At 44.5% G+C, this 26,802-nt stretch carries 26 protein-coding genes; 22 read left to right on the top strand and 4 right to left on the bottom strand.

Going from position 1 to position 26,802, the window contains the following annotated elements; all coding sequences use genetic code 11:
* Nucleotides 1-121 precede the first annotated feature (121 nt).
* Genes AC58VC_RS33165 through AC58VC_RS33155 form a run of 3 tightly spaced genes read right to left on the bottom strand, consistent with a single transcriptional unit; the run spans nt 122 to nt 3,408 of the window.
* Entirely contained in the window at nt 122-1,462 is a 1,341-nt protein-coding gene (locus AC58VC_RS33165) for a sugar phosphate nucleotidyltransferase (RefSeq protein ID WP_497375420.1), read from the bottom strand.
* Nucleotides 1,463-1,501: 39 nt separating this feature from the next.
* Complete coding sequence (locus AC58VC_RS33160; protein ID WP_497375418.1) at nt 1,502-2,617, bottom strand: glycosyltransferase family 4 protein; 1,116 nt, start codon at nt 2,615-2,617, stop codon at nt 1,502-1,504.
* Nucleotides 2,614-3,408: a DUF6492 family protein gene (locus tag AC58VC_RS33155; protein WP_497375416.1), complete on the bottom strand. Its 795-nt coding sequence runs from the start codon at nt 3,406-3,408 to the stop codon at nt 2,614-2,616. The genes AC58VC_RS33160 and AC58VC_RS33155 overlap by 4 nt, the downstream gene beginning before the upstream one ends.
* 222 nt (nt 3,409-3,630) lie before the next feature.
* On the opposite strand from AC58VC_RS33155, the gene AC58VC_RS33150 reads away from it, so the two are divergent.
* The 21 genes from AC58VC_RS33150 to AC58VC_RS33050 all read left to right on the top strand — a co-directional run bounded on the left by AC58VC_RS33150 (nt 3,631) and on the right by AC58VC_RS33050 (nt 24,851).
* Entirely contained in the window at nt 3,631-4,206 is a 576-nt protein-coding gene (locus AC58VC_RS33150; protein WP_497375414.1) for a class I SAM-dependent methyltransferase, read from the top strand.
* Nucleotides 4,203-4,802 (top strand): DedA family protein, encoded by a 600-nt coding sequence (locus AC58VC_RS33145; RefSeq protein WP_497375412.1) that lies wholly within the window; start codon nt 4,203-4,205, stop codon nt 4,800-4,802. Before AC58VC_RS33150 ends, AC58VC_RS33145 begins: the two co-directional genes overlap by 4 nt.
* Nucleotides 4,803-4,854: 52 nt before the next feature.
* Nucleotides 4,855-5,556 (top strand): response regulator transcription factor, encoded by a 702-nt coding sequence (locus AC58VC_RS33140; RefSeq protein WP_497375410.1) that lies wholly within the window; start codon nt 4,855-4,857, stop codon nt 5,554-5,556.
* Complete coding sequence (locus AC58VC_RS33135) at nt 5,549-6,670, top strand: HAMP domain-containing sensor histidine kinase (protein WP_497375408.1); 1,122 nt, start codon at nt 5,549-5,551, stop codon at nt 6,668-6,670. Before AC58VC_RS33140 ends, AC58VC_RS33135 begins: the two co-directional genes overlap by 8 nt.
* A gap of 95 nt (nt 6,671-6,765) precedes the next feature.
* Complete coding sequence (locus AC58VC_RS33130; protein WP_497375407.1) at nt 6,766-7,479, top strand: DUF421 domain-containing protein; 714 nt, start codon at nt 6,766-6,768, stop codon at nt 7,477-7,479.
* A gap of 253 nt (nt 7,480-7,732) precedes the next feature.
* On the top strand, nt 7,733-8,383 hold the full coding sequence (locus AC58VC_RS33125; protein WP_497375405.1) for a GntR family transcriptional regulator: 651 nt from the start codon (nt 7,733-7,735) through the stop codon (nt 8,381-8,383).
* A 97-nt stretch (nt 8,384-8,480) separates the two neighbouring features.
* A complete protein-coding gene (locus tag AC58VC_RS33120; protein WP_497375403.1) occupies nt 8,481-9,761 on the top strand; it encodes a cytosine permease in 1,281 nt (426 codons plus the stop codon).
* 114 nt (nt 9,762-9,875) lie between these two features.
* A complete protein-coding gene (locus AC58VC_RS33115) occupies nt 9,876-11,357 on the top strand; it encodes an amidase (protein ID WP_497375401.1) in 1,482 nt (493 codons plus the stop codon).
* Nucleotides 11,354-12,079 carry a 5-oxoprolinase subunit PxpA gene (locus AC58VC_RS33110; protein ID WP_497375399.1) on the top strand — a complete coding sequence of 242 codons (726 nt, stop codon included), beginning with the start codon at nt 11,354-11,356 and terminating at the stop codon, nt 12,077-12,079. Before AC58VC_RS33115 ends, AC58VC_RS33110 begins: the two co-directional genes overlap by 4 nt.
* Before the next feature lie 354 nt (nt 12,080-12,433).
* A complete protein-coding gene (locus AC58VC_RS33105; protein ID WP_497375397.1) occupies nt 12,434-12,907 on the top strand; it encodes a DinB family protein in 474 nt (157 codons plus the stop codon).
* A 121-nt stretch (nt 12,908-13,028) separates the two neighbouring features.
* Nucleotides 13,029-13,238: a DinB family protein gene (locus AC58VC_RS33100; RefSeq protein WP_497375395.1), complete on the top strand. Its 210-nt coding sequence runs from the start codon at nt 13,029-13,031 to the stop codon at nt 13,236-13,238.
* Entirely contained in the window at nt 13,235-13,459 is a 225-nt protein-coding gene (locus AC58VC_RS33095; protein ID WP_497375393.1) for a DinB family protein, read from the top strand. The genes AC58VC_RS33100 and AC58VC_RS33095 overlap by 4 nt, the downstream gene beginning before the upstream one ends.
* 353 nt (nt 13,460-13,812) lie before the next feature.
* The gene (locus AC58VC_RS33090; RefSeq protein WP_497375391.1) at nt 13,813-14,232 is read left to right on the top strand and encodes an HIT family protein; all 420 of its coding nucleotides are present in this window, start codon (nt 13,813-13,815) and stop codon (nt 14,230-14,232) included.
* A gap of 39 nt (nt 14,233-14,271) precedes the next feature.
* Nucleotides 14,272-14,880, top strand: a complete 609-nt coding sequence (locus AC58VC_RS33085) for a DUF1349 domain-containing protein (protein WP_497375389.1) — start codon at nt 14,272-14,274, stop codon at nt 14,878-14,880.
* 288 nt (nt 14,881-15,168) lie between these two features.
* Nucleotides 15,169-16,455 carry a Gfo/Idh/MocA family protein gene (locus AC58VC_RS33080; protein ID WP_497375387.1) on the top strand — a complete coding sequence of 429 codons (1,287 nt, stop codon included), beginning with the start codon at nt 15,169-15,171 and terminating at the stop codon, nt 16,453-16,455.
* 30 nt (nt 16,456-16,485) lie between these two features.
* Complete coding sequence (locus tag AC58VC_RS33075; RefSeq protein WP_497375385.1) at nt 16,486-17,442, top strand: ABC transporter permease; 957 nt, start codon at nt 16,486-16,488, stop codon at nt 17,440-17,442.
* 21 nt (nt 17,443-17,463) lie between these two features.
* Entirely contained in the window at nt 17,464-18,342 is an 879-nt protein-coding gene (locus AC58VC_RS33070; RefSeq protein ID WP_497375383.1) for a carbohydrate ABC transporter permease, read from the top strand.
* A 58-nt stretch (nt 18,343-18,400) separates the two neighbouring features.
* A complete protein-coding gene (locus tag AC58VC_RS33065) occupies nt 18,401-19,489 on the top strand; it encodes a mandelate racemase/muconate lactonizing enzyme family protein (protein ID WP_497375381.1) in 1,089 nt (362 codons plus the stop codon).
* Between the two features lie 53 nt (nt 19,490-19,542).
* Entirely contained in the window at nt 19,543-21,045 is a 1,503-nt protein-coding gene (locus AC58VC_RS33060) for an extracellular solute-binding protein (protein WP_497375379.1), read from the top strand.
* A 30-nt stretch (nt 21,046-21,075) separates the two neighbouring features.
* Nucleotides 21,076-23,418 (top strand): helix-turn-helix domain-containing protein, encoded by a 2,343-nt coding sequence (locus AC58VC_RS33055; protein WP_497375377.1) that lies wholly within the window; start codon nt 21,076-21,078, stop codon nt 23,416-23,418.
* Nucleotides 23,419-23,861: 443 nt separating this feature from the next.
* The gene (locus AC58VC_RS33050; RefSeq protein ID WP_497375375.1) at nt 23,862-24,851 is read left to right on the top strand and encodes a phosphotransferase; all 990 of its coding nucleotides are present in this window, start codon (nt 23,862-23,864) and stop codon (nt 24,849-24,851) included.
* Between the two features lie 16 nt (nt 24,852-24,867).
* Here AC58VC_RS33050 and AC58VC_RS33045 read toward each other — a convergent pair whose 3' ends face one another.
* Nucleotides 24,868-25,590: a glycosyltransferase family 2 protein gene (locus tag AC58VC_RS33045; protein ID WP_497375373.1), complete on the bottom strand. Its 723-nt coding sequence runs from the start codon at nt 25,588-25,590 to the stop codon at nt 24,868-24,870.
* A 118-nt stretch (nt 25,591-25,708) separates the two neighbouring features.
* Between AC58VC_RS33045 and AC58VC_RS33040 the strand changes: the two genes are divergently transcribed.
* Nucleotides 25,709-26,797: a glycosyltransferase family 2 protein gene (locus AC58VC_RS33040; protein WP_497375371.1), complete on the top strand. Its 1,089-nt coding sequence runs from the start codon at nt 25,709-25,711 to the stop codon at nt 26,795-26,797.
* The last annotated feature ends 5 nt before the right edge of the window (nt 26,798-26,802 follow it).

Raw genomic sequence — 26,802 nt, 5'->3', positions numbered from 1 at the left:
CCCAATGCAAGGGTGTTCTCAATTATGTTTGCGCCCGTTAATAATCAATCCTAAGGAAAACAGGTGCTATCCTTTTTTGAGGAAAGGACCTGTTTTACTATTTTGAATATCTTTTTTTTGGCTACCACTTTATTGCAAAACGAATGATATCTTCTTGAGCGAGTTCATTCCCCAAAAGGACTTCCATTAGCTCAAGATGGGTAACTGCTTTAATTCCATGTTTTGTGCCAGCTGGAATTTGTAAAACATCGCCCGCCTGAAGCCTATACAGTTTCTCCTCCATTAAGATCTCTGCGCTACCTGACAAGATCGTCACGATTTCTTGTCGTTTGAGATGCTGGTGATAACTTGTATAGTTTCCTTGGATGAGCTTCACACTCTTAATCATGGCTTCAATTCCTCTTTCATCTTTCCAATAATTTAGGACCCGATAGGAACCCCATCTTTTCTCTTCATACATCGGTATCTGAGGCACTTGTGCGAGCCTTTCCTTGATTAGATTAGCTTTATCTTTGTTAGCGATCAAAATACCGTCAGAATTTGCCGCAACAATGATATCCGGTATGCCAATAATTTCAATGGGGTAGGGAAGTTCGTTAATCAGATGGGTATTGGCGGAATCGTCCGAAATTCGGCCTGATCCGATAATTCTATCCTCAAAATGAACGCTTAGCGCGTCCCAACTCCCCAAATCAGTCCAATAACCTTCATACCCTATGACAACAGCAGGCTGTGTGAGCTCAACTACTTTTCGATCGAAGCTTACATTTGTAATTTGTTCGTAATTAGCCAACCAAGTCTCAACTTGGAGAGGATGCCCATTGTCCTTCAAATACGTCAGCATGAATCTCAAGGGGAATGCAAATACACCACAATTCCACATAGCGTGATACTCGATTAAGCGAGTGGCCGCTTGCTCATTAGGCTTTTCTATGAACTGGTGGACGAAAAAATAGTCATCTTTATCTTTTGGCAAAACTGGAACTATATAGCCGAACTGATCTGAGGGTTTATTAGGCTTTGTTCCGAGGAGAGCAAGTTCTGCCTTAGAAAGTGCAAGGACATCGGGAAAGCGATGGAGTAGCCTGAAAAACGCGGTATCTACGTACGTGTCCACTGGAAGAATACAAATCGTTTCATTCGGATCCACCTGCATCTTCTCATGAAGATAACTCACAGCTAAAGCGACGGCTGTGAAAGTTCCTCTTTTATGAGGTTCGCCTATAATAGGGATGTGCTCACCAACATATTTACGCGTAATCTCCACTTGACTTTGATGAGTGACGATACAAGTAAATTGAAGCAGTCCCACCTCATCCAATTGTCTGCATATGCGTTCAATCATCGACTCTCTGACCCCAGCTTCGTTTTTCAAAAGCTTTAGATACACTTTGGAGCGAATCTCGTTGGATAATGGCCATAGCCTTTTTCCCGATCCCCCGCACAATAGTACAATACGCAAGCCGAATACTCCTTCCTTGGGGAACGTCACCCATCATCCTTATTTCTTGGATCGGATTACTGTTTCAACCGCATGCTTCATTAACATCCCTGCTCGTTCCCAGGATAAATGAAGCATATCCCTTCTGCCTTGGCGTCCTTTTGCTTTGCAAAGCTCAGGATTCTCGTACGCATTCCTCATGATTTTTTTCAAACTGTGCAGATCCGGTTCCGCCCATAGTTGTTCATTTTGCGCAAATAGGTTACTGAACTTTCTCGAGATGGCATGCGGACTATTCATGCTAACTGACGGGTTCTTCAACTGATAAGGAATTAAGAACGAGTTATGGCTCGTAAGGAAATCCATATGCCCGCCCCAACCCGTAGTGATGACCGGTACGCCACTCGCCAGTGCTTCTAAAAAAGGTAGTCCAACTCCCTCGCCTCGAGTAGGGAGGACGAATGCATCGCCAAGCGTATATAAACCTTTCAACTGGCTTTCGTTAAGTCGGCGGCCGATAATGACAACTGGGGCTGTATCTTTCTGAATACCGAGTTTTTTTTTGTAATGCGAAATTTTCTGCTGAATCCATTTCTCATTCTCATAAGCCGCATATCCGTTCGTTTTGATCACAAGAATAACGTTGTCATTAGATGAAAATTCTTCCCAGTATGCACTTAGCAGGCCTTCTGGATTTTTGCGATGCTGGAAGCCGAATACAGAAACGAACGTAAACTTATCTGCTGCAATCGGCATAAACATTTTTTTATTGTTCGGATGAAACTCTTTGGTGTCTACGCCATGCGGAACTATGAAAATAGGCACTTTTACTCCGCTGTCCACTAGTGCCCTCTTATTATGCTGAGATGGTACACAAACCGCATCAAATTTGTTCATATCGGAAAGCCAGCCTTTGGGGGTCTTGCTTGTTTCCCAAACGGTATTCAAAATAATGGGATCATAAACACTACGCTCGATCTTCCATTGAATGTGACTAGGAATATAGTGATAAATGAGTGCCTTCTTGCCTTTGGCGGGACGTATACCTTGACTGGAACCACCAATTCTAACGGAAACCCCTTGCCGTTTTAATGCTCGTGCATAAGCTCGACTTGCACGACCAAGACCGCTCGCTTTGTGCACAGGGCCTTTCCAGACCACAAGATAGGGCTTCATTTGGACGTCATCTTGACGGATTTAAGATACCCTTTACGTTTGTGAAAAGAAATGGACCTATACGCTTTTGCCAGCGAAGACATCTTTGAAGGTGAAATTTGGGAAGGGCTCAAATTTAGGCTCTTATTCATGGCAGGCTTCAAAATCATCTTGTCAGGCGCAGACGAATAAAGGAAGTTTCCATACGTTTCAAATTCTGAAAAAGCAAATGGCTTGGATTTATTCATGCATTTTATTATCGCAGAATACCAGCTTCTGTTATGTTTAGACTCAATCGCTTGTTTCAATTGGGTTACTTTTGATTTCTCGAACAGCATGTAATGGGTAACGAAGGACAATCGAGCGGAGCGGCTTCTTCCCATCAATTTTTTATACGTATTGAAGTATTCGCCCTGACTCCAGTTTCTGCAGTAAAACACAGCCTTATTGTTCACCTTGAAGACGTGCGGACGAATAAGCACTGTATCGGCATCAATGACCAAATAGTACTTTGACGAGCACAAAGTATCACCGCTCAGCTTAAGCAACTGCTGAAAAAGCCATCCAGATCGATCCCAGATTTTGGATTCATAATCGATGTCTTTCTTCGTTATAGGGAGAACCGTATCTTCATGAACGAACTTACACCCCTTTGTTAAACAAAGATCAAGAATTCTCTGCTTTCGCGGAGCCACAATAATGATTTCTCGAATAGGGTGCTTCACATATTTCCTCACGGCATCAATAACATGGGGGAGTGTCCCCAGATCCTTCTCGATCGCTGGGATTAACACATCAATAGGGGTTGTCATTCGCTCATCTCCATAAATCAAATGTATGGATTATCATATGTCAGGAGAATGAAATGGAATGGGTATAGTGAGGTTGCAAAACACACAAAAGACAGGGTTCAGCGGCTCTCAAAATTGAAAATGAAAACTTTCTTCAGAAATTCTTTATCTTTTTCTTAGCTCATTCTGCAGAACTTTTCGTTACGATAGATGCATCGTAAGGAATGAGAGGAGAGTTATTTCATGATTAGAGCCATGCAGGAGCAGCTTTTGTTTCTATATAAATTCATGCGTGCACCGAGGCAGATCGGCAGCATCGCACCGAGCTCCGTATTTTTGGCCAAAAAAATGCTCGAACCAGTTCGATGGAACCAAGTAAGGAGCGTCGCTGAACTCGGGGTTGGCACTGGCGCCATCACCAGACATCTGGAGAAGGTTCTGCATAATGAGGCAAAGGTTCTATTGTTCGAAAAAGACCAACAGATGCGCAGTCAATTGTCCGCACGGTTTCGGCACTTCGCCTGCTATTCCGATGCATGCAATATGCAGCATGCCTTACGGAGAGAAGGAATCGATGGGCTCGATTGCATTTTGAGCGGTCTTCCGTTTTTTAATTTTCCGCCGGCTCTGCGCGAGCAATTAATGTACCAGATCGAAACGACGTTGAAACCGGGTGGCTTATTCATTGCCTTCCAGTATTCGCAGCAGATGCGTAAACAGCTCAGCCAGCGATTCGAAATCGAGCGAGTTCATTTTATCCCTCTCAATGTCCCTCCCGCTTTCGTTTACGTCTGCCGCAAAGGAGGCTCGCGTAAATGAGTTATGAATGGTTTCTATCGTTACTTCAGCAATTCGGCTATGCGGCACTATTTTTTGTGCTGTGGCTCGGCATTGTCGGCCTGCCGATTCCCGACGAGGTCATCGTCATGACTGGCGGCGCCGTTACTGTCAGCACGCTTTTGCATCCGATTCCCGCTTTTATATTGACCTATCTGGGCGTCGTCTCAGGCTTAACGCTAGGCTACTTGCTTGGTCGTTACGCTGGAACACCTATCTTGACGAGGTTGAGACGCAAAAAAAAGATGGAGAAATATTTGCGTTTTTCGGAGACGTTTTTCCAAAAATATGGTAGCTTTGCAATAGGCATTAGTTATTTTTTTCCTATCATTCGGCATGTTATGCCCTATGTGGTAGGTGTCCACAAGATGTCCTTCAAACGGTACGCCCTTTTTTCCTATACGACGGGGCTGGTCTGGACATTCCTCTTTTTTATGATTGGACGTTACGTAGGTAATCATGCTCGGGAAGTCGGTACGTTATTTTACGAATATGGTTTGCGCGTGCTCTGGCTGCCCTTCGTGCTCATTGCAGTGTGGGGGATTATCCGCTTTCTCACAAGGAGAAATGCCAATTAGCCCCTTAAACGCTGGCTAGACTAAATCTCTAACAATCTGGGAGTGATTGAACTTGACAATCAGCGTTCTTGTCGCAGACGACGATCCGGAAATTCGCGACGTCATTCGTATTTACCTGCAAAATGAAGGTTACCGCGTTTTTGAAACGGAGGACGGCGTTCAAGTACTCGAGCAGCTGCGCCGTGAATCGATCGATTTGATCATTCTGGACATAATGATGCCGAATATGGATGGAATCAGAGCTTGCTTCAAGATTAGAGAGATGACGAAAATTCCGATCATTATGCTCTCAGCCAAAAGTGAGGATATCGACAAAATAACGGGGCTTACGACCGGGGCGGACGATTACGTGGCCAAACCGTTCAATCCGCTGGAGCTGATCGCAAGAGTCAAGGCGCAGTTGCGCAGGCAAACATTCACCGGCGCTGCTGAGCATCAGCTCAAAGCTTCCGATGGCAGCGTAGTTGAAATCGACGAGCTGGTCATTAACAAAACCAAGCATCTCGTGACGGTGCGCGGCCGAGAGGTACCTCTTACGCCAATCGAGTTCTCCATTCTGGAGCTGCTTGCCGGCCATCGTGGACAAGTGTTTAAAGTAGAGCAAATTTATAGAAACGTTTGGAAGGAAGACAAATTTTTGTCCGACAATACGATAATGGTCCACGTGCGCAACATTCGCGAGAAGATCGAAGACAATCCGCGTGAACCACGGATTATTAAAACGGTTTGGGGAGTGGGATATAAAGTTGAATAGAGACTTCTTTTCCCTCTTAAACTGGAAAAAAAGCATTAGGCTGCGCTTGCTCGGATCGCTTCTCTTTAGCCTTATCGTCTCTTTTATCGGATCATCCATCATCAATAACCTTTTGAGATTTATTTTACCGCAGATGTTTGCACGGAAGACTGAAGGCGCAACTATGGACTACTTCGTCGGCGTGGCCTTTTCTTTCCTCTCGTTTTTGTTTTTCTTTTTGCTCATATTTTTCTTCCTGATGCGTCCTATCGTCAAGAAAGTGAGAACTCTTGCCGACGGACTCATGGCGATCGCCAAGGGGGATCTCAATTATCGGGTTCCCCTGCCAGGCCAAGACGAGCTGGGGGAAGTCGCGCAGAACATCAATTACATGGCCGAGCAGCTTCAAAGCATGATGAAGAGAGAACGTCAGATCGAGACATCCAAAATGGAGCTGATCACGCACGTATCCCATGATTTGCGCACGCCTTTGACGAGCATCATCGGCTATTTGAACCTGCTCAAAAGTGACCACTACCACGATCTCGATGAACACAAGAGGTACATCCATAACGCTTTTAACAAGACCCAGCAAATGAAAAAGTTAATCGATGATCTTTTCGAGTATACCCGTCTTACCAGTGGCGACACCAATCTTACCTTCCAGAAGATCGACCTCAACAGCCTCCTAGAGCAAATCATCATCGAGTTCGAGCCGATCGCGCAAGAGTTCTCTCTAACGGTCAAGAAGGATTGGGAACAACAATCCCTATTTGCTCATGTTGATGTTGAAAAGCTGGTGCGCGCAATCGATAATCTGCTCATGAATGCACTCAAGTTTTCCTTGAAGCCCGGCGAAATTACGGTTCGGCTTGCCCAACATGGTCAATCTATCCTGTTTGCGGTTGAAAATTGGGGAAACCCGATTACCAAGGAGCAGGAGAAGCTTTTATTTGAGCGTTTTTATAAGGCGGAGCCCTCCAGGCGTGATCGAGACGTGCCTTCGGGTGCAGGACTCGGTTTATCGATTGCGAACTATATCGTCGAGCTGCACGGGGGGAAAATCGGACTTAAGCATGCGAACGGGCATTTTACCTTTTTTATTGATCTGCCGAGAACAGCACAATCGGAGTAAAAAAATGGTATTTGGATATATTGAATATAAATCCAAATCTCGATCGTCTGATAAAGGTTAGTTTTGTCAGAAGGAAGGTAGTGTACGCCATGTGGATGGAAACCATAAAAGATTTCTTCCTGATTGCAGGAAGGATCGTGACGATTTATCCTTTAATGTTGATTGTCGGGTTATTCATGGGCAAACGTTCCCTAGGAGAACTGCCTGTATTTGACTTTCTGGTCATCCTCTCCTTGGGATCCGTCGTCGGCGCTGATATAGCCGAACCGAACATTAACCATATCCATATCGGAATCGCCATCGTTTTGATCGGTCTGTTGCAACGGATTGTCTCTATATTAGCTATAAAATCAAGGAAATTCGGCAAGCTAATTTCGTTCGAACCAACAATCGTGATTCATCAAGGAAACCTGTTGATCAATAACCTCAAGAATGCACGTTATTCGATCGATAATATCCTTCAGATGCTGCGCGAGAAGGACGTTTTTCATCTTCCGGATGTCGATCTTGCCATTCTGGAGGCAAACGGTAAATTGACTGTGTATAAGAGCGGCCCTAAATCGGCACCGACCCTCGAAGATTTGGGGCTAGCCAAGAAGCAGATCGATCTGTCCTATCCATTAATCGTAGAAGGGACCTTATACAATAAAACCCTTTCTTATATTAAGAAAGACGCGTTCTGGCTGGAGTCGCAATTGCAGGAGAAAGGGGTTTGCCGAGACGATATCTTCTATGCATCCGTTGACGACAATGGCATCATTTACATTTCCGATAAAACTTTCCCGAATCCTCCGCCAATTCGGCACTAGTACCAATTGATAGCCAGCTGTTACTTGCGAAAAATTTTGCCTAAAGTAGGATAAGGTTCAAGGAGCTGCATGGTGCAGCTCCTTTTTGATTCCATTAAAGTAACAGGCAGCATTGTTTAGCACCATGAAGATTTATTTGTGGTTATAGGGGGAAGGTTCTCAGGTAAATAGTATTGACGTATCGTCTTTGCCTTGTCATAATAATCTTATTAAAATAGTGTGATCACATATCACATATCACGGAGGAAAAAGAATGAGTGACATCATAAAAGTGCCATCAGTGAACAACGAAGTGTACGATCGCTTAAAGCAGCGCATTACTCTTGGGGTGATCCCGCCAGGGAAGAAAATTTCGATCCGCACGATAGCGGAGCTGTTTGGCGTCAGCACGATGCCGGTTCGAGAAGCACTGCGCATGCTGCAGGCGGAAGGTTTTATTACATTCGAAAGGCGCAGCGTGACCGTCAACGAACTTTCGGTGGAGGAAGTGAAGCAAATGTTCACCATTCGTCAGCACCTTGAAATGTTAGCTGCGGAGTGGTCCATCGAACAGGTAACAGACAATGACATGGGGGTTTTGGAAGACATCTTAGAAACGATGGCGAATCCGAACATGGACGTGGCGGAATGGAGGCAGCTGAATAAGCTCTTTCACCTTCGATTTTACGAATGTTCAAAATCCACTCATGTGCTTGAGCTGATCAAGAATGTGTGGGATAAGGTGGAACCTTACATGACGATCTATTCGTCGTCGGTAGACGATTTTCAAGAGGCGCATATTCAGCACCGCGAGATTTTGGATTTGATTCGCCAGCGTAACCTTCCTCTGCTTCGCGAGAAGATAACCGACCATCTGATTTATACTTGCGACGTGGTTTCAAAAGCTTTATCTAATAAAAAGTAAATTCATTAAGGAGGTGAATGCCATGGCGTGAGGTGTAGTGCAATTAAGGCTCGAAGAAAGAATAGGCAGTTGAAAAAATTATTGGAGGTGTATTCAAATGAGTCAAGCATCAGTTGATCATGAGCTTTTTGAGAGCGAGTACGAACATACACCCGTTCCAGAGGATAAACGAAAGTCCTTGTTATCCGTTATGTCCGTATGGGTCGGATTTCCAATGATTATTACCGGTGCTGTCACCGGCGCCACGCTCGTGCATGGGTTGGGCTTCATGCGCGGGATACTTGCAATGGTTCTTGGTAATGGATTGCTATTCGCGTATGTTGGGCTTCTAAGCATGCTTGGGGCGAAGGATGGGTATAATTTCTCCCTTCAAGCTTCAAGGACATTTGGGCGAAAAGGGTATATGGTCTCTTCCGCGCTCTTGTCTACACTCGTCATAGGGTGGTTTGCTGTGCAGACGGGATTAACCGGCGTTAGTATGGGGAGTGCATTTGGCGTGAATCAAGTGCTCATCGTGGTGATTGCGGGTGTTCTGTATTTGCTGTTGACTCTGTTAGGTATCAAGGCATTGTCCATAATAGGAATTATATCAGTACCTCTGTTTCTCGTATTAGGATTGTATTCTGCAGTAGAAGCTGTCGGGAACGGGCATGCCGTTATGAGCTATGCCGGTAATCCGGATTCCCCGCTGGCGTTCTGGGTCGGTGTCACGCTCGTATTCGCCTTATTCGCGGACTCGGGAACGATGACGTCAGATTTTACCCGCTGGGCAAAAAATCGCAATCACGCTTTAATCGCGACATTTGCTGCATTCCCCATTTCAAATTTGATTGCAATGATTGTGGGAGGTGTTATTGCCGCAGCGACACTAAGCGGCTCGGGTGACGTATTCGGTGTCATCGTTGCGAAAGGGGGCTTTTTAACTTGGATTGCGGTGCTGTTTCTCTTCGTTAATCTAGGTACAGTCTGCTCACACTGCTTGTACAATGGAGCCGTAGGTTGGTCGCACATTACGGGGACCAAAATGCGCACGATGACAATCTTACTCGGCATTATTGGAATTCTGGTTGCGGCGCTTGGTATTTGGGGTTACTTCATTAACTGGCTGAATCTCCTAGGCGTGATCGTGCCGCCGATCGGTACGATTATCATTATGGACCAATTGGTAACGCGTAAGGCGTCGACTGCCATCGACGGCAATATTCGGTACCAGCCTTTCCTTGCTTGGGGAATCGGTTCAGCTGCCGCTCTCTTCGCCAATTATCAGTTTCCTAGTGTATCCACTGCGATTTGTGGCATAATCATATCCGCTATTGCTTATTGGATGATTTCTAAGAAGTCATCCGTGGTTGCGCCCAAGACGGTAGCAGCAAAATAGTAACGGAATCAGCAGCGAGAGAAGCGTCTGCCAACGCGTCTCTCCAACCAAGCCAAGGAGATTCATTGCTGACATTGTAGCATATTTGCTTAGACAGAAGAAGGAGTTGATCATATGCGCACTTTTACATATATGGAAGCTACGGTGGAATCGTTCCACGAGGCTTTGAAAGCAAAGATCGTTACCGGAGTAGATTTGGTAGGATGGTATCTAGATAGAATTGAATCTTATAATAATCAGGGTCCTAGTATACAAGCGATTGTAACTGTCAATCCCTCCGCGATGGAGGAAGCGAAGGCACTGGATACTTACTTTGCCGAAACGGGCGAGTTCAAGGGCCCGTTGCACGGAGTGCCAGTGCTTGTGAAAGACCAGGCCGAGACGGCTGGCATCCGCACAACATTCGGTTCCATAGCATTCGCAGATTACGTACCGGAACAAGACGCATCGCTTATCAAGCGGCTCCGCCAAGCTGGGGCAATAATTCTTGCGAAGACGAGTATGTGTGATTTCGCAGCGGGGTGGTTCTCCTTTTCGTCCATGACGGATCACACGAAGAATCCGTATGATCTGGACCGCGAATCCGGCGGTTCAAGCGCCGGTACGAGCGCCGGTATCTCTTCAAATTTCGGCCTGATAGGTGTCGGTGAAGATACGGGTGGATCCATTCGATTACCGTCTTCTTTCAATAATCTATTCGGCCTTCGCGTCACAACCGGTTTGATCAGCCGTAACGGTTTTTCTCCGCTCGTACATTTTCAAGACACGGCTGGCCCGATTACACGTACAGTTAAAGACGCCGCAAAGCTAATGGACGTCCTCGTCGGCTTTGATCGGAACGATGTGTTTACGGCCGCTACCGCTCAAACCGCGCATGCGGGGCAATATGAGAGCATGCTCGAAGGTGCCAGCATGAAGAAGTACCGAATAGGCGTCCTCTCCAGTGCATTCGGTCCAGACAGTGATAGGGACTTTGCTCCTGTGAACGACCGGATTCGATCGACTGTTGCCTGGTTGAAGGAGCAAGGCGTCGAGGTCGTGGAAGAGCTTGAACTCCCTGATATTGACCAATGGATTACTGAAACATCGCTATACACCTTGCAGTCGAAGAAAGACATCAACAATTTCTTGCAGAAACGTCCAAGCGTTCCACTCAAGAGTTTCAAGGAAATATACGATGCTAATGCGTTTCACCCAATGAACGACTTGTTCCACGACATTAACGCTGGACCAGAGGAGCCGGAGAATGACGAGAATTATTACCGTTCGCGGGTACGCCAAGAGGAATTCCGGCGTGCCATCGTTCGCCTGATGCTGGACAATGAAGTAGACTTCCTACTCTATCCGACCGTTCAAGTACTGCCGCCGAAGCGCGAGGAGTTGTACGCTCAGAAGTGGAGTTGTTTAACGTTCCCGACGAATACGGTCATCGCTTCACAATCCGGCCTTCCGGCTATGTCAGTTCCCTCAGGCTTCGCCGGTCATCTCCCCGTAGGCTTTGAATTAGTTGGTAAGCCGTTCGCAGAAGCTGATCTCTTGCGGTTCGCTTACGATTACGAACAGCTTGCATCCCCAAGGAGAGAACCGGGGTTGTGAGGACAGCAATTGATCTAAATTGCGATATGGGGGAAAGCTTTGGTGTTTACCGGTATGGGGCCGACGAAGAGATGATGCCGCTTATTACTTCAGCCAACATTGCCTGCGGCTTTCACGGTGGGGACCCTCGTATTATGCGGGAGACGGTGGCTCTCGCTAAAAAGCACGGTGTTCGAGTAGGCGCCCACATCGGACTGCCTGATCGTGGAGGCTTTGGTCGCAGGTATATTCAAATGTCGGCGAAGGAAGTGTATGATCTGTCGTTGTATCAGCTTGGGGCTCTCGATGCCTTCCTTCGTGCGGAAAAAATGACAATGGCACACGTGAAACTTCACGGAGCTCTTTATATGATGGCATCCGACGATCCGGCGCTTTCCGACGCATTCACTGAAGCCGTCTACGCCTTTGACCCTTCGCTCAGCGTATTTAGCCTGCCTGGGTGCAATACTTCGATGAGTGCGGCGCGCCTCGGCTTGCGGGTCATTCATGAATACTTCGCCGATCGACCGTACACGGAGGGCAAGGTGAAGATGTTCGGATGGACACTCGAAGAGATTGGTCCGCCTGTGGATATCGCCACGCGCGTGGCTGAACTGCTAGAGAATCCGGACTATGCTGACATCGGAACGGTCTGCGTACACAGTGACACCGCAGGCGCGCCAGCTATCATGAAAGCGATCCGCGACCGGCTGTTGCCTGTGCTAGATCCTCAAGAACTATAATTAAAGAGAAGGCAGCCGACCTAGTGATCGGTTGCCTTTTCTCCGCTAGCGGGTAGTATAAGTAGATTATAGGATACGAAAATAACGCTTATATATCAACCAACCAAGAGACGCGGCTGTAGGCATAGGACAGCTGCCTTTTTAATTTTTGATAATTCGGATGACAGTATCCATAACTTTTTGTTATTCCTCACCTAACATAACGGTAGTACATTTCATGGTTGCTTTGGTGTTAAAGTATGAACACGGCAAAGACAACGAAATGTATTCTTGCATTTCGAAGCCTTTTGACCACTATAAGAGAAATATACGGATTGAATCTATATCAATCTCAAAATACAGGAGGAAATCAAAATGACAACTCAACTTACAGCAGCTCAAAAAATCATGAAAGGCTGGAAAATGCATCACAACAGCTTGGTTCAATTGGTAGATCAACTGCCGGAATCGAGCGGCAACTGGCGTCCCTGGGATGACGGCATGACCACGCTGGAGCTGGTACACCATCTGGCTTGGACACCTGAGTTCTTCTTTGCTCAGATCGAGAAGCGCGATATGAACATTCCGCCCGTTCCTACGACTATTGCAGAAGCGCGTGAGCTTGTGAAGCATCTGACCGCGGTGACGGAGCAGAAGCTGAATGCATACGCCGATTCAGAGATTCAAAAAGTCGCCACTATCAACATTAACGGTGTTAATATCACTGAACCGATCGAGGAGATGTTCCATCGTCTGGTCGCCCATGAAGCGCATCACAAAGGACAATTATTCGTTTATGCCCGTATGCTTGCCGTAAATCCACCATTTTATGTAGATCTAAGTGTTTAATTTTGGATTTCGAAAATAAATGATTTGTGGAATTATCGCATGCAATCTTCCTGATAAATTCAACCTTACAAGCCTAAACTATTGAATACATGATTAATCAAAAATTTTGGGGGAATTCAAAATGATAACTCAACTTTCAACAGCTCAAAAAATCATAAAAGGCTGGAAAATGCATCACAACAGCGTGGTTGAATTGGTAGATCTATTACCCGAAACGAGCGGCAGCTGGAGTCCTTGGGACGGCGGCATGACCACGCTGGAGCTAGTGCACCACCTCGCTTGGACGCCCGAGTTCTTCTTTGCTCAAATCGAGAAGCGCGCGAGTTTGTGAAGCGTTTGACCGCAGTGACGGAGCAGAAACTGAATGATTATACCGATTCAAAGCTTCAAGATATTGCCACGATTAATATTAACGGTGTTAATATTACAGAGCCGATCGAGGAAATGTTCTCTCGCCTGGTCGCCCATGAAGCGCATCACAAAGGACAACTATTCGTTTATGCCCGTATACTTGGTGTACAACCACCATTTTATGTAGATCTAAGTGTTTAATTATGATCTAATTTAGACCGTCTAAAAAAGCTTGAGAAATCAAGTTTTTTTTGTCTAGGCAGATTTTCTGAACGTCTTGGTAAAAAGAAGCTCCCCTTCTTGTAGGACGTTTTTGTTACTTCACCTGTCTACTTTAAGGGGAGTCTATCAAGCGGCAATCATGATTCTGACATTACCCTCCATTAACATGCAAGACCGCTCCTGTTACGTAAGAAGAATCATCGGATGCTAGCAAGATATTCACTTATAAGCGGAGACGTGTATTTCATCCCAAAGTCATTCGGGAGATGTTTGATATGGTATGATAGGATAGCAGTCTTCACTTATTCTATTATCGAACAGGAGTGTCAGACATGAGTTCAATTTGCAATTATTGTAGTAAAAACGAAGCACTGAACAATCTCATGATCGAAATCGGCCAGTTACGTGTATCAACCTTGTATTTGTTTCGGGAGCAGACGTACCGGGGGCGCTGTATTGTCGCGCTGAACGAGCATGAAACGGAGTTTTTTCATCTGTCGCAGGATAAGCAGGATGCTTATATGCGCGATGTAGCGCAAGCGGCAGCAGCAATTGAAAAAGCGTTTCAACCTGATAAAATTAACTACGGTGCATTTGGCGATACGATGCCGCATGTACATTTTCACATCGTACCGAAATATCAAGATGGCTATACCTGGGGGAAAATGTTTGAAATGAACCCATCGGCAAATCTTCTTTTAACGGAAGAACAATATGGGGCGCTCATTGATCAAATCAAGAGCCATCTGTAAGGTAATATACACGATATGGATGGGTGGCGATGATTAGGTATGAGTCTTTTTAATAACTGCGTGGGGAAGACATTAAATACTTCTCTTAAATGGATGAATGAACCACAGGAATGGGAATTTTCCGAACAAAATTCACTTATGATTACCGCGCCACCTCGTGCAGACTTCTTCCATAACCCAACACAGGGAAGTAGAAATAATTCTGCTCCATTCCTACATACGACAACAAATGAAAATTTTATTTTAACCACACGGGTCAGCGTGGACATACGTGACCGGAATGACTCCGGATGCCTTATGGTAATGGCGGACGAGAATAACTGGGCCAAGTTATGTTATGAGGATTTTAGAGGGCGACCTTCCATTATTAGTGTTGTAACGAAAGATATTTCGGATGATTGTATCGGTGACGATATCGGGAACACAAACCCATTCTTAAGAGTATCTCGATATGATAGTTGTATAGCTTTTCATTATTCTCTTGATGGTAATGAATGGGCATTAGTTCGGTATTTTGGAATGACTAATATTCATAGTTTAAAAGTCGGTGTAGTTGCCCAGAGTCCAGTTGGTGATGGATGTGTCGTGCAGTTCGATTACTTACACCTTCTTCCTAATACGAATATAGATGTAAGAAATATAAAATAATAAAATGTTTATTATCCTCAAATTAGGCGCTCACCCAACTGGTGAGCGTTTTTTTTATCCGCATAAGGATCAGCCGTACGTCGTGAATCCATGTATCTATAAAGATTATACAAGGTGCTTCTAATGATTATAGGTAAATAAAAGCCGACTCCTAGCACACTGAAAGTACGCTAATAAACGGTTCAAGAAACTGTCTCTTTAAAGATTGTATCTATTTATTCGGTTGTAAGGAACAATGAAATCAGTTTTATCGCATGATGAAAACTTAATTACATAAAGAGGTGCATCATGAAACGAAGATACGCGATATGCGGTGTCAGCAATCGAAGTGTGAAAATGTATATCGGTCCGATGTTACAAACCTTTTCGAAGCAGGCTGAAATTGTCGGATTGCTTGATGTCGACACAAGACGGTTTGACGTATGTAAGTCCAAATATCCAGAGCTTTCCGATGTCCCGGAATATGGTGCGGATGATTTCGATAAGATGGTTGAACAAACGAACCCGGATGTGATTATTGTAACGGGGCGTGATGATACGCACGTGACGTATATCATTAGAGCGCTGGAACATGACCTGGATGTGTTATCAGAAAAACCTATGGCGACGACAGGGACGGATTGCCGCAGAATTATCGAAGCTGAGAAAAAAAGCAAAGGTAAAGTAACAGTTGCCTTTAATTACCGGTACGCTCCCATTCACAGTCGGATTAAAGAAATGGTATTGGAAGGAAAGGTTGGCAGAGTGACCTCCGTTGATCTGAACTGGTACATAGATACCTACCACGGGGCTAGCTATTTTAAACGATGGAACCGCTTACGCGAGCATTCCGGTGGGCTTTCCATTCATAAAAGCTCCCATCACTTCGATTTGGTCAACTGGTGGACAGGTCAGAAGCCGCTGGAAGTGTTTGCTTATGGTGCGCTTAATTACTACGGTCCGGATGGCGAGCTGAACCCGAAGAAGGAGAACGGACGTTATTGCGGAACATGCGCGGATAAACAGAATTGCCGTTATTTCATGCGGTGGTCTTCACGGAGTAAGGAAGTCTATGTGAAAGATGACCATGTAGACGTGGGTTCAGCTGACGTACAGATGCCGTATAGCGGTTACAGGGCCGATGCTTGCATATTCGATTCGGAAATCAATATCGAGGATACGTATTCCGCTACCGTTAAATATGACGGCGGTGCACTGCTTACGTATTCCGTTAATTTCTCCCTTCCTTACGAGGGATATAGGCTTGCGATCAACGGCACAAAAGGCCGTATCGAAACGATGGAATACCATTCTCCCAGCAGGGTGCCGTTCCCGGTCCCCAAGCAAACGATTGACTACTTCCCACTATTCGGCTCCAAGGAAACGATACATGTTGTTCATCGGGAAGGTGGACACGGTGGCGGCGACCCCACACTTTTGGAGGACATTTTTCTCGGTCCGGATCCGACTCGGCCCTATGACATTTTGTCGGGTTCGATGGATGGCGCTTATTCCGTTGGGACTGGCGAAGCCGTTTGGATCTCCGTTAAGGAGAACCGTCCAATCCGTATCGAGGATGTTCTCACTTCGACTTAATACACGCGTAGCAGAAAGGAGGCGTTGGGCTTGAAGACAGATGTGACACCGAGGAAGACAACGGTTGGCTTGGGTCGTAGTGCAAGTCTTTTCTGGAGAAGGATCGTTAAAAGCCGTTATTTATATTTCATGGTTACACCGGGACTCCTCTATTTTGCTCTTTTTAAATATTGGCCCATGTGGGGGGTACTGATTGCCTTTAAGGACTACCTGCCCTTTCGCGGCTTTTGGAATAGCCCTTGGGTCGGATTCAAGCATTTTGATCGCTTTTTTCACGATCCTGTGTTTTGGTTGCTGTTTAAAAACACCTTCGTGCTGGCCATCTACAATATTGTCTTTTTCTTTCCGATTCCGATTCTAATCGCGCTGATGCTCAACGAGCTGCGTCTGGAATGGTTTAAGCGTACTATACAGACGGCCATCTATATTCCGCATTTTGTATCCTGGGTCGTCGTAGTTGGAATGGCTTACACCTTTTTCTCATTGGAGAACGGTATCTTTACGAATATGCTCGTCCAGGCGGGAATGGAAAAGACCAACTTTCTAATGTCTAACACATGGTTCCGTCCGATGATCATTCTGGAAGTGATTTGGAAGGAATCCGGATGGGGGACGATCATCTTTCTGGCAGCGTTGTCAGGTGTTGATCCTACGTTATACGAGGCAGCTAAAATCGATGGAGCAGGACGCTTCAGACAGATGTGGCACATCACTGTGCCAGCAATTCGCAGTACAATTGTGATCTTGTTCATATTGAGGTTGGGTAACTTTCTGGATACTGGCTTTGAGCAAATCTTTCTAATGCTCAACTCAACCAATCGTGAGGTAGGGGAAGTGTTCGACACTTATGTCTACGTTAACGGCATTCAGCAGGGACAGTTCAGCTTCAGCACGGCTGTGGGCTTGTTCAAATCATTAGTAGGTTTATGCCTGGTACTTGCGGCTAACAAAGTTTCGAAGAAGTTCGGGGAACAAGGTGTTTATTAATGTGGAAAGGAAGCTGCTGCCATGATTCGCCAATCACTGGGATCACGTATATTTGATATTGTCAATGTCGTCCTGTTAATTGCAATTGCCTTAATTACTTTGATTCCGTTCGTATTTGTATTGTCAGGTTCGCTAACGGCTTCTGAAGAGCTGGTTCGCCGCGGTGTCGTCCTGATTCCAACCAAATTATCCCTCGATGGTTACAAATACATTTTTTCGACGAAAACGATCTTGTGGAGCTTGGGTGTGACAGTTTTCATTACGATTGCTGGTACGTTGATCAACCTGTTTTTTACTACTTTGACAGCTTATCCGCTCGCGAGAAGCGAGTTCATGGGACGACGTCCGATCATGCTGCTCATTTTGTTCACGATGCTGTTCAGTGGAGGGATGATTCCGACGTTTCTGGTTGTGAAATCGCTGGGGCTGCTGAATAGTTATGGATCATTGCTTATTCCAGGCGCAATCAGTGCATTTAACTTGATCATTCTAAGAAATTTCTTCCAGCAGCTTCCAGACGGGCTGGAGGAAGCGGCGAAAATCGACGGATGCAACGATTTTCAAATCTTGATCCGCATCGTGCTGCCGCTCTCGCTTCCCGCAATGGCTACCTTTGCCTTATTTTATGCAGTGGGCCACTGGAACACGTTCTTCAATGCGATTCTTTATATCAATGATACGACGAAATGGCCGATTCAAGTATGGCTTCGTCAAATCGTCATTTTATCGCAAGGAGGGATCGGGGACTCACAACAGATGGGAAGCGATTATGTAGCGCCGCCCGGCGAAGTGATTAAGATGGCGGTTATCGTCGTATCGACCGTGCCGATCCTGCTCGTTTATCCGTTTTTGCAAAAGCATTTTGCCAAAGGGGTTTTACTCGGTTCTGTGAAAGGTTAGGCGCACATTAGGCTGCTGATTACGAACCGTCTATACATGTACTTATTAGGAGGCCATCATGAAAATTAAGAATATCACTTGTTACAAGCAAACGATGGGGTTGTTTTACGTAAAGGTAGAAACAGATGAAGGCGTTTACGGTTTCGGCGAATCGAGCCCGATGCGGCCGGATGTACTGATGCAAATCATGAACACAGTGATCAAGCCGCTCGTCATTGGTATGGACCCGTTTCAAACGGAGCTAATCGAAGAGGTCGTGCTGCGGAGAAATTACAAAATATCAGGTCAACTGCTTGCTTCGGCGTACAGCGGTCTCGAAATTGCGCTATGGGATCTGAAGGGTCGCTATTTGAACCAGCCCGTGTATAATTTAATCGGGGGTCTTTATCGTGACCGCATTCCGCTTTACGCATCCAGTATGAGCCGCGATCTAACGCATGCGGAAGAAGCGGATAAAATCCGCGATGCGATCAACCGTCTTAAGGTCAAAGCCGTCAAAATCAAGGTAGGACCTCGTTTCGGGACGGGGCTGCCGGTTGATTTGAACGATGATGTGCTCAAAGTCAAGGCGGCTCGAGAAGCGATCGGTCCAGATTGCAAGCTGATGATCGACGGTAACAGCTCTTATACTTATATACAGGCTGTACAGTTATTCGACCGTATTAAGGAATACAACATACATCATTTCGAAGAACCTTGTCCATATTACGATGTGGACACTTATGTGAAGCTGGCTAACACACTGCCGGTTCCCATTCATGTTGGAGAACAAGATTGGAATATATTCACTTTCCGTGATTTTATTAGCAAGGGTGCTTGTCATCTGTATGCCGCCGATCCTGTCAAATGCGGGGGGATATCCAGCGCGAAGCGTGCTGCTGCTTTATGTCGAGCGTTCGGTATTCACTATGTGCCGCACAATACCACCAAGGGCATTGGCTTCGCTGCAGCCATTCATTTGGCAGCCAGTTCACCGGAATGCAGCAGCTTTTACGAATACAACATTGAAACAAACAGTACCAGAGAACGTTATTTGAAACAGCCTTTCGAAGTGAAAGATGGACATGTTCTTGTACCGCATGGACCAGGACTCGGGATCGAAATGGATGAGGAACTCATGGAAGCGACACTCGAGGTTATTCGTTAAGAGTTTAATGGTTTTGGTTATTAACAGTTCGTAATTAGGGGGCTAACGTATCCATGAAAACGAATCATCTACTTAAGCAGGGACTGCTCGTTACAGCAGCATTATCAATTATTCTCACTTCGGCATGCTCAAGCGGCGGGGAATCCCAACCAGGTACGGCGGAAACCACGAAACCGATGGAGCTTTCAATGATGAACCTGTATTTGACGCCAGAGCCTCCAAAAATGGACAGCGAGGCGATGAAACTACTTCAGGAGTACACGAACACGAAATTGAACATAACTTGGGTCCCTAGTTCAAGCTATAGTGAGAAGGTTACAGCCTCGATCGCAGTTGCCGGAGATCTGCCGCAACTTCTTCTCGTGAAGGACGACCGTAACCCTGCGATTATCGAAGCTGCACGTGCAGGTTTATTCTGGGAACTGGGGCCCTATCTGAAAGATTATCCGAATCTGAAAACGATGGATGCTACACGTCTAACCAATACGTCAATTGACGGTAAAGTGTACAGCATTTTCCGTTGGAGACCGATAGCGCGCAACGGCGTTATTATTCGCAAAGACTGGTTAGATAATTTAGGTCTCCAGGAGCCCAAAACCCTCGACGATCTGGTGAGTGTTCTCAAAGCTTTTACCTATAATGACCCAGATAAAAATGGTAAAAATGACACGTACGGCATCTCATTTGATTCCAGCAGCGCGCAAATTTTTCACCTCCTTGCCATGATGGGCGCTCCGAATACGTGGGAATACAAAGATGGTAAAATGTCGCCGGATTTCATGACAATGCCTTATATGGATACCATGAAATTACTGCAGCAAATGTTCAAGGACAAATTGTTTAACAGTGACTTCCCAGTAGTCAAAGACCGAACTGTCTTGGTGAACCAAGGCAAAGCGGGCGTATATATTGGGGCCTATGATGATTTGAACTCCCGGTTCACCGACTTGTTGAAAGCGAATCCAAATGCTAAATTGGATACCGTTGCTAGCTTGAGCGGACCGGGCGGTATGAAAGTGCAGGGAGGTACCGGCTACAACAGCGTATATATGATCCCGAAAACTAGTGTAAAAACCGAGGCTGAACTTAAACAAGTTCTTACCTATATCGATAAGCTCGGTGACGAGAAGGTACAGAACCTAATGACGTGGGGGATTGAAGGTAAGCATTATAAAGTGGAGAATGGCCAAGCGGTTCGGATTGACGAGAAAGTATTCACTGATGAAGTCTACAATAATCTGTTCCAATTAATGGTGTTTGATGGCAGCAAGGCACTTCCGGGCAAGCTGGACCCGAGCGTCGATAAGTATAACAAGCTTATTCAGAACAACGAAAAATTGGCTGTTGCGAACCCGGCCTTACCGCTTCTTTCCAAAACCTATATGGAAAAAGGAAAACAGCTGGATCAGGTCATTACGGATGCCAGAACGAAATTCATCTTGGGTGAACTGGACGAAAAGGGCTTTCAACAAGCAGTTGCTAACTGGCAAAAGCTAGGTGGAGACCAAGTCATGTCCGAGTACAAAACCGAGTATGAAAAAACACTAAAAAATTAAAGGGTGCGATGGTACCAACTTCATGCGATAATGTACGCAGTCGAATCTTTGAATTGGCATAAAGAAAGTGAGATTGTCATGAAGCTGAATTTGCCCCGTTATCAAGTGAAACTGTTCGCATTATGTCTACTGCTTGGCGCCATACCGGTTATGGCGCTGGGCATTTTTTCGTATATGAAATCATCGAGCATCATTGAAAGCAAAGTGCTGAAAGGAAATGAGCAGCTTCTTCAGCAGACACAAATCCAAATTGAAAACACGCTAAAAATCGTCGACTTCTCCATTTTTCAACTTGGTACTTCACAGGCGGTTACTGATATTCTGCCAGTACAGATAAAGGCCAACGATTTCCCGCTGGTTGACAGATTGCTGGAAACGATGCAGCGCATTCAAATTTATGAACTGGGAATTCTCGATATTCGACTGATTAATATCGATCAGCAGTGGGTGATTAGCAATAAGGGGTACACCAAGCTGGAAGAATCGGAGGACCTCCAGCTGTTTCGATCGTTTTCTCCACTGGACAGGCAGTTCAAATGGATCACGCAAACGGTGGAAGGAAAAGCAGGAAAGCCTCCACAAACGAATGTTTATTTGTTCAAACAATTTCCGAACCTTTCGGTGAAACCTAGTGCTTTTCTGGTGACCCAGATGTCGAATCAGGAGCTGTTCAAAGTACTCCCGAAAAGCAGCGATCTGGGGTCGTTGATCATTTTAGACGACAAAGGCAATATTATCGCCACTGATATGGCGTCATCATTGGATACGGTCGTTCGAAATACGCCGTTGTTGAAGGAGATGACTGCAGCTTCAGACCCCACTGGTTACCGTATTCAACAAATGGGCAAGGAAGAATACGGCTTCACATACCGCAAATCGTCCTATAACGGATGGACATACCTATCTGTCGTTTCGCTAGACAGCCTTACACGGGAATCGCAATCGATCGGTTGGGCTACGATATGGGCCTGTATCGTCATCATTGCTTTGAGTTCCATACTCTCGCTGAAAGGGGCGAATAAGCTGTATTTGCCTGTCCGAAGCTTATATCAGAGGACCGCACAACCGGGTGAAGTTTCTGATTCTCATGCTCCGAAGGATGAGTTCAAGGTCATCGAAAGCCGAATGGAAAAAATGTCGCAAAATTATATGAATATGACTAACTATGTACAAAGTTTAAAGAACCAATTGAAACCATTTATGATTTATAAATTGGTGCAGGGGGAACTGTCGACCACAGAAATTGAAGAGCAGATCAAGCAGTTCGGTTATACCCCTGAATTCCGATGGCTCGCTGTTGTGGTGATTCTAATTGATACACTTGAGCCTACCCGCTACCAAGAAAGCGACCGTGACCTGCTATTGTTTGCGGTCAGCAATATTGTCGAGGAGCTGGTGCCGATCGAGTACCGTATAAATCCGGTAGTCATTGAGCAATCGCAGGTAACCATCATCCATGGCAATCACGATTCACCAGAGGCATTTAAGGAATTTCTATATGAAACGATCAAGCAGGTTCAGGCCAGCGTGCTAACATTTCTAGACCTTCACGTCAGCGCAGGCATCAGCCGCCCTTTCCGGATGTATAAAGATACTCCTAAGGCATATGAAGAGGGGCTTGATGCGCTTAAGTATCGGATTACGAAAGATACGGAGACGATCCTGTTTATCGAAAATGAAGAGCCGGAGAAGCAAATGGTTTTTTTCCCTGACCATTTGGAGAAGCAGCTAGTGGAAGCAGTGAAGTTCACGGATGAGAAGCGGGCCAATGTGTTATTAAAGGAATTTCTACAAATATTGTCTAATCGGGAGCTGACACACAACCAGATGTATAACTGGCTGATGAAGCTTCTGCTGGATTTGTTGTATATCCCAGAGCGGCAGGATCGGGCTCTGTTCTTGGTCGATACCGATGCGATTCCGTTGTATGAACAATTGAAACGATTCAACACAATTCAGGAAATCGAGCATTGGTTCATGGTGCAAATTATTGAGCCGATTATACATACGGAGGATCAGAACAAGGAAGCGCCGCACCACAAGATATCCAATGAGGTCATCCGGATTATTCAAAGTGAATATGACCGTGAATTAACGCTGGAGGAATGCGCCTCGCGACTTAATTATCATTCCAGCTACATCCGACGCGCGTTGAAAAAAAGCTTGAATATTAATTTTACCGACTACTTGCTTTCATACCGGATGGAAATCGCCAAGAAGTGGCTGTCGGAAACAGATATGAAAATAGCCGATATGTCGCAAAAGCTTCAATATAATAACTCACAAAATTTTATACGCTATTTCAAGAAAACGACTGGTTTGACACCGGGACAGTACAGGGAAATGATTTTAAATGACAATAGAGAGAAGTAACATACCATGCCGAGCTGATACTCCAACAATTAATTATGTTCGGTATAATAATGTTTTGAAGTAACAAACAAGGTTCTGAAGTAACAAATAAAGTCTTGAAGTTGAGGATAAAGATATACAGTAGGCGTTCACCCTCTTGGGTGAACGCTTTTTTAGTAAGGAAGTAGGTGGGGAGTTGTAATGTGATGACGCATGCGCATGAAGCCTAAATTCCTTGCTCGTTTGCTTCGCCAGTCACGATCCCGAAATATCCAATCATATATTTTATATCCAAAAATGATAAATTATTCATTTTTCATTCTGGACATAGATGGACATAGATTCTCCTCATTTGTCCATATCAAATTTGTTGGTTTATGAATTAACTGTTAGTAGAGGTTGTGCTGTAAGCCAGGCGTACTTGAATAGAATTTCAGTAAAGTAGCCTCGAAAGGAGACTGCGAATGTCTGACGATGTTAAGAACTCACTTGAGCAAAATGAGTATCCTCTTAATGAAATTCAAAGACTATGTGACGAGTTCGATATAGGCGCATTAAAAGCCATACAAAAAAAACTCGGTGGCCACTTTAATTTAAATTTAAAGGTGGAGACATCTAAAGGTAACTATGTGATTCGGAAAATGTCACCTTCTGCAAGCATTCCACAAATCCTATATGTCCAAGACATCATTTCTACGCTTTGTAACAAAGGGGTACCGGTTATTGAGCCACTAACGAATCAGAATGGCAAGGTATACGCGGAATGGGACGGAAATTTAGTACAAGTATCACCGTTTATTAAAGCTTTTCCATTTTCCAATTCTGTCAAGCAAGTTTACTTGAGTGGCGTCATGCTTAGAAAATTCCACAATGCACTCGTAGAAGAAAAGCCAGGCCCCCCCCTCAATTGGTCCCTATATCCCTCAGAAACATTTTTGTCCTCATGTTTACTTAAGCTTCATGAAATGCCTGAGGTTTCGGAGGTTACGAAAAACAGAATCGTGGATCTTCATGATTGGGTTATGGGAGTGGGGAATTGTCAAAGTGAACCGAGTGGCTTACCTGAAACCGTGATCCACGGAGATTGGCATTTTTGGAATCTATTATACAAGAACGATAAAGTCAATTGCGTTATGGATTTTGACTTTGTACAGCGAGCGGAGCGTATTTTTGACATTGCATATACGTTGTGGGGTATACATCATTTTTTTTCAGGCACCTGTCATTATTCATTTTCAAATTCGTTTTTGGAAGGGTATGGCCAATTAACAAGTGAAGAAAAACAACAACTTCCGCAAGAAATGGCAAAGGTCAGTTTATTTTTTGTTTGCGCCGCAGTTCATTCCAGATCTAATAATGAGAAGCTGAAAAAGAAACTGGCAGTTCATGAGGATTTTATTAAATGGGTGCTATCGAACAATGGTTTAAACACTATTCAGTCGTATTGTACCTGAATTCAAATGCAGCTAATCATATTTTATCACTTTTCTTGCCGTAAAATTGACGGGATCGTTGATCCCCATGTTTCCGGTAATAGTACAAAACCTCAGGAAGATTGTCGAATGTAATGCTCTTCGAAATACACCTAGCGATGAATTCGAAATCTTCGGCACCTTGATACCGTCTGTTTAGGCCTCCAAGTTTATCGAATATATGTCCATGAAACAATATCGTCCCATGACAAACGCAATGTTTGCCATTTGCATAGGCCTGTTTAATTTGTTCGCCGAACCGAATCCATTTCGCTTTTTTCTGCTGGTCGAATATTCCATCGCTGAAAGTAGCGTACACTGTCCCGACAACCCCTACGTGAGGATTGGATTGTAGAAATAGAACTTGTTTCATAATTCTGTCGGGATGAGATAGATCATCGGAATCTTGCATAGCAATGAATTCGCCTTGAGACAAGAACATTGCAGTGGTTACGGCTCCAGAAAAGCCTGCATTTCGAGGTAAAGTAAGAAGTTGCACGCGTTCCTTTAAAGAAAAATGAGGAGCTTTCTTTTCAATGGATTTCATCCATGATTGAATTTCAAGCCTTGACCCATCTGTGGATGCATCATCAACAATAATGATCTCTATATTATGGTAGCTTTGTTGGATTAAACTGTCCAAACATTCTTTTATATAGCGTTCCCGGTTGTAGCAAGGAACAATAATACTGACAAGACCTGCAGTTCGACCATTCGGCATGGTACACCTCAACTCTGTTTGATATGGCTTAAGCCGGATTTAAATATCACAGTCTTATTTCATATTATTTTGAGTAAATAATTATTCCACTCATTTAATAAGGGGGTGTCAAACCGACATGATGAGCAAAACTAAGGTAGCTTGCTTCATAGATGCACCCAGCTTACAACTCTTCGAGGATTTATGCATCTTTCAGAAATTGGATCTATTGTCCTGGAGACAGCAAATAGAGGATATGAAACCTGAAAAACTCTTAGTGGTATCTACCTCTGAAGAATGGCAATTTAACAGAAGCAAATTGCTTAATATCCTAGAAAGCAGTAAAAACAAAGGAATTGAAACTGCTTTTTTATCTATTAAAGAGGAGTTAAGCGATCAGATCAGAAATGTGTGCGATAGAGTCTATTATTTGCCTGTAAGTTTTAAAGAGCTTCAACAGGATAAAGTAGCGATGTCATTATTTATACGAAGGGTTCAACAATTATTGGCGGTTGGCAATTTCGAAAAAAAGGAGGAAAGGGCTGTCTCTGTTATTACATGCACGAATCGCGAACAATTTATCGAGAATATTTTCGCTAATTATAACCGGCAGGAATGGTCACACAAAGAATTAATTATTGTACTAAACAACAATTCAATGGATATTACAGAATGGTGTAAAAAGGCTGCAAACTACGTGGGAATTTCCGTGTATCAGGTTGATGAAAATAAAAATTTGGGGGCATGCTTAAACTTTGGAGTTTCACACGCAAAATACGATTATATTGCTAAGTTGGATGATGATGATTATTACGGCACCTATTATTTGACCGATATGATGCACGCTTTTGATGTATCGAATGCGGATATTGTGGGGAAAAAAGCATTTTTTATATATTTCGAAAGTAAGCAACGTTTGGTTCTTAAGTTTCCATATATCCAAAACAGATTTTTTTATCATGTTGCAGGATCTACTCTTGTTGTAAAAAAGGAAGTATTTGATCTTGTATCGTTTCGAACGAACGTTGTTTCAGGGTCAGATGCTTATTTTCTTAGAGATTGTATGTCGAAGGGCCTTAAGCTATTTGCGTCGGACAAATTTAACTACATTTGTATTCGAAGGATTGACCAAAGTGGCCATACATGGAAAATATCGGATAAATTATTAATGCATGAATGCGTCAAAATTAATTGTGATGGGGATTATCAAGCTCATGTTACGATCTAATGTCT

Source organism: Paenibacillus sp. J22R67, from assembly GCF_059692175.1.
The sequence above is the reverse complement of the archived record's forward strand: the minus strand, read 5'-3'. Positions and strand labels throughout refer to the sequence as shown.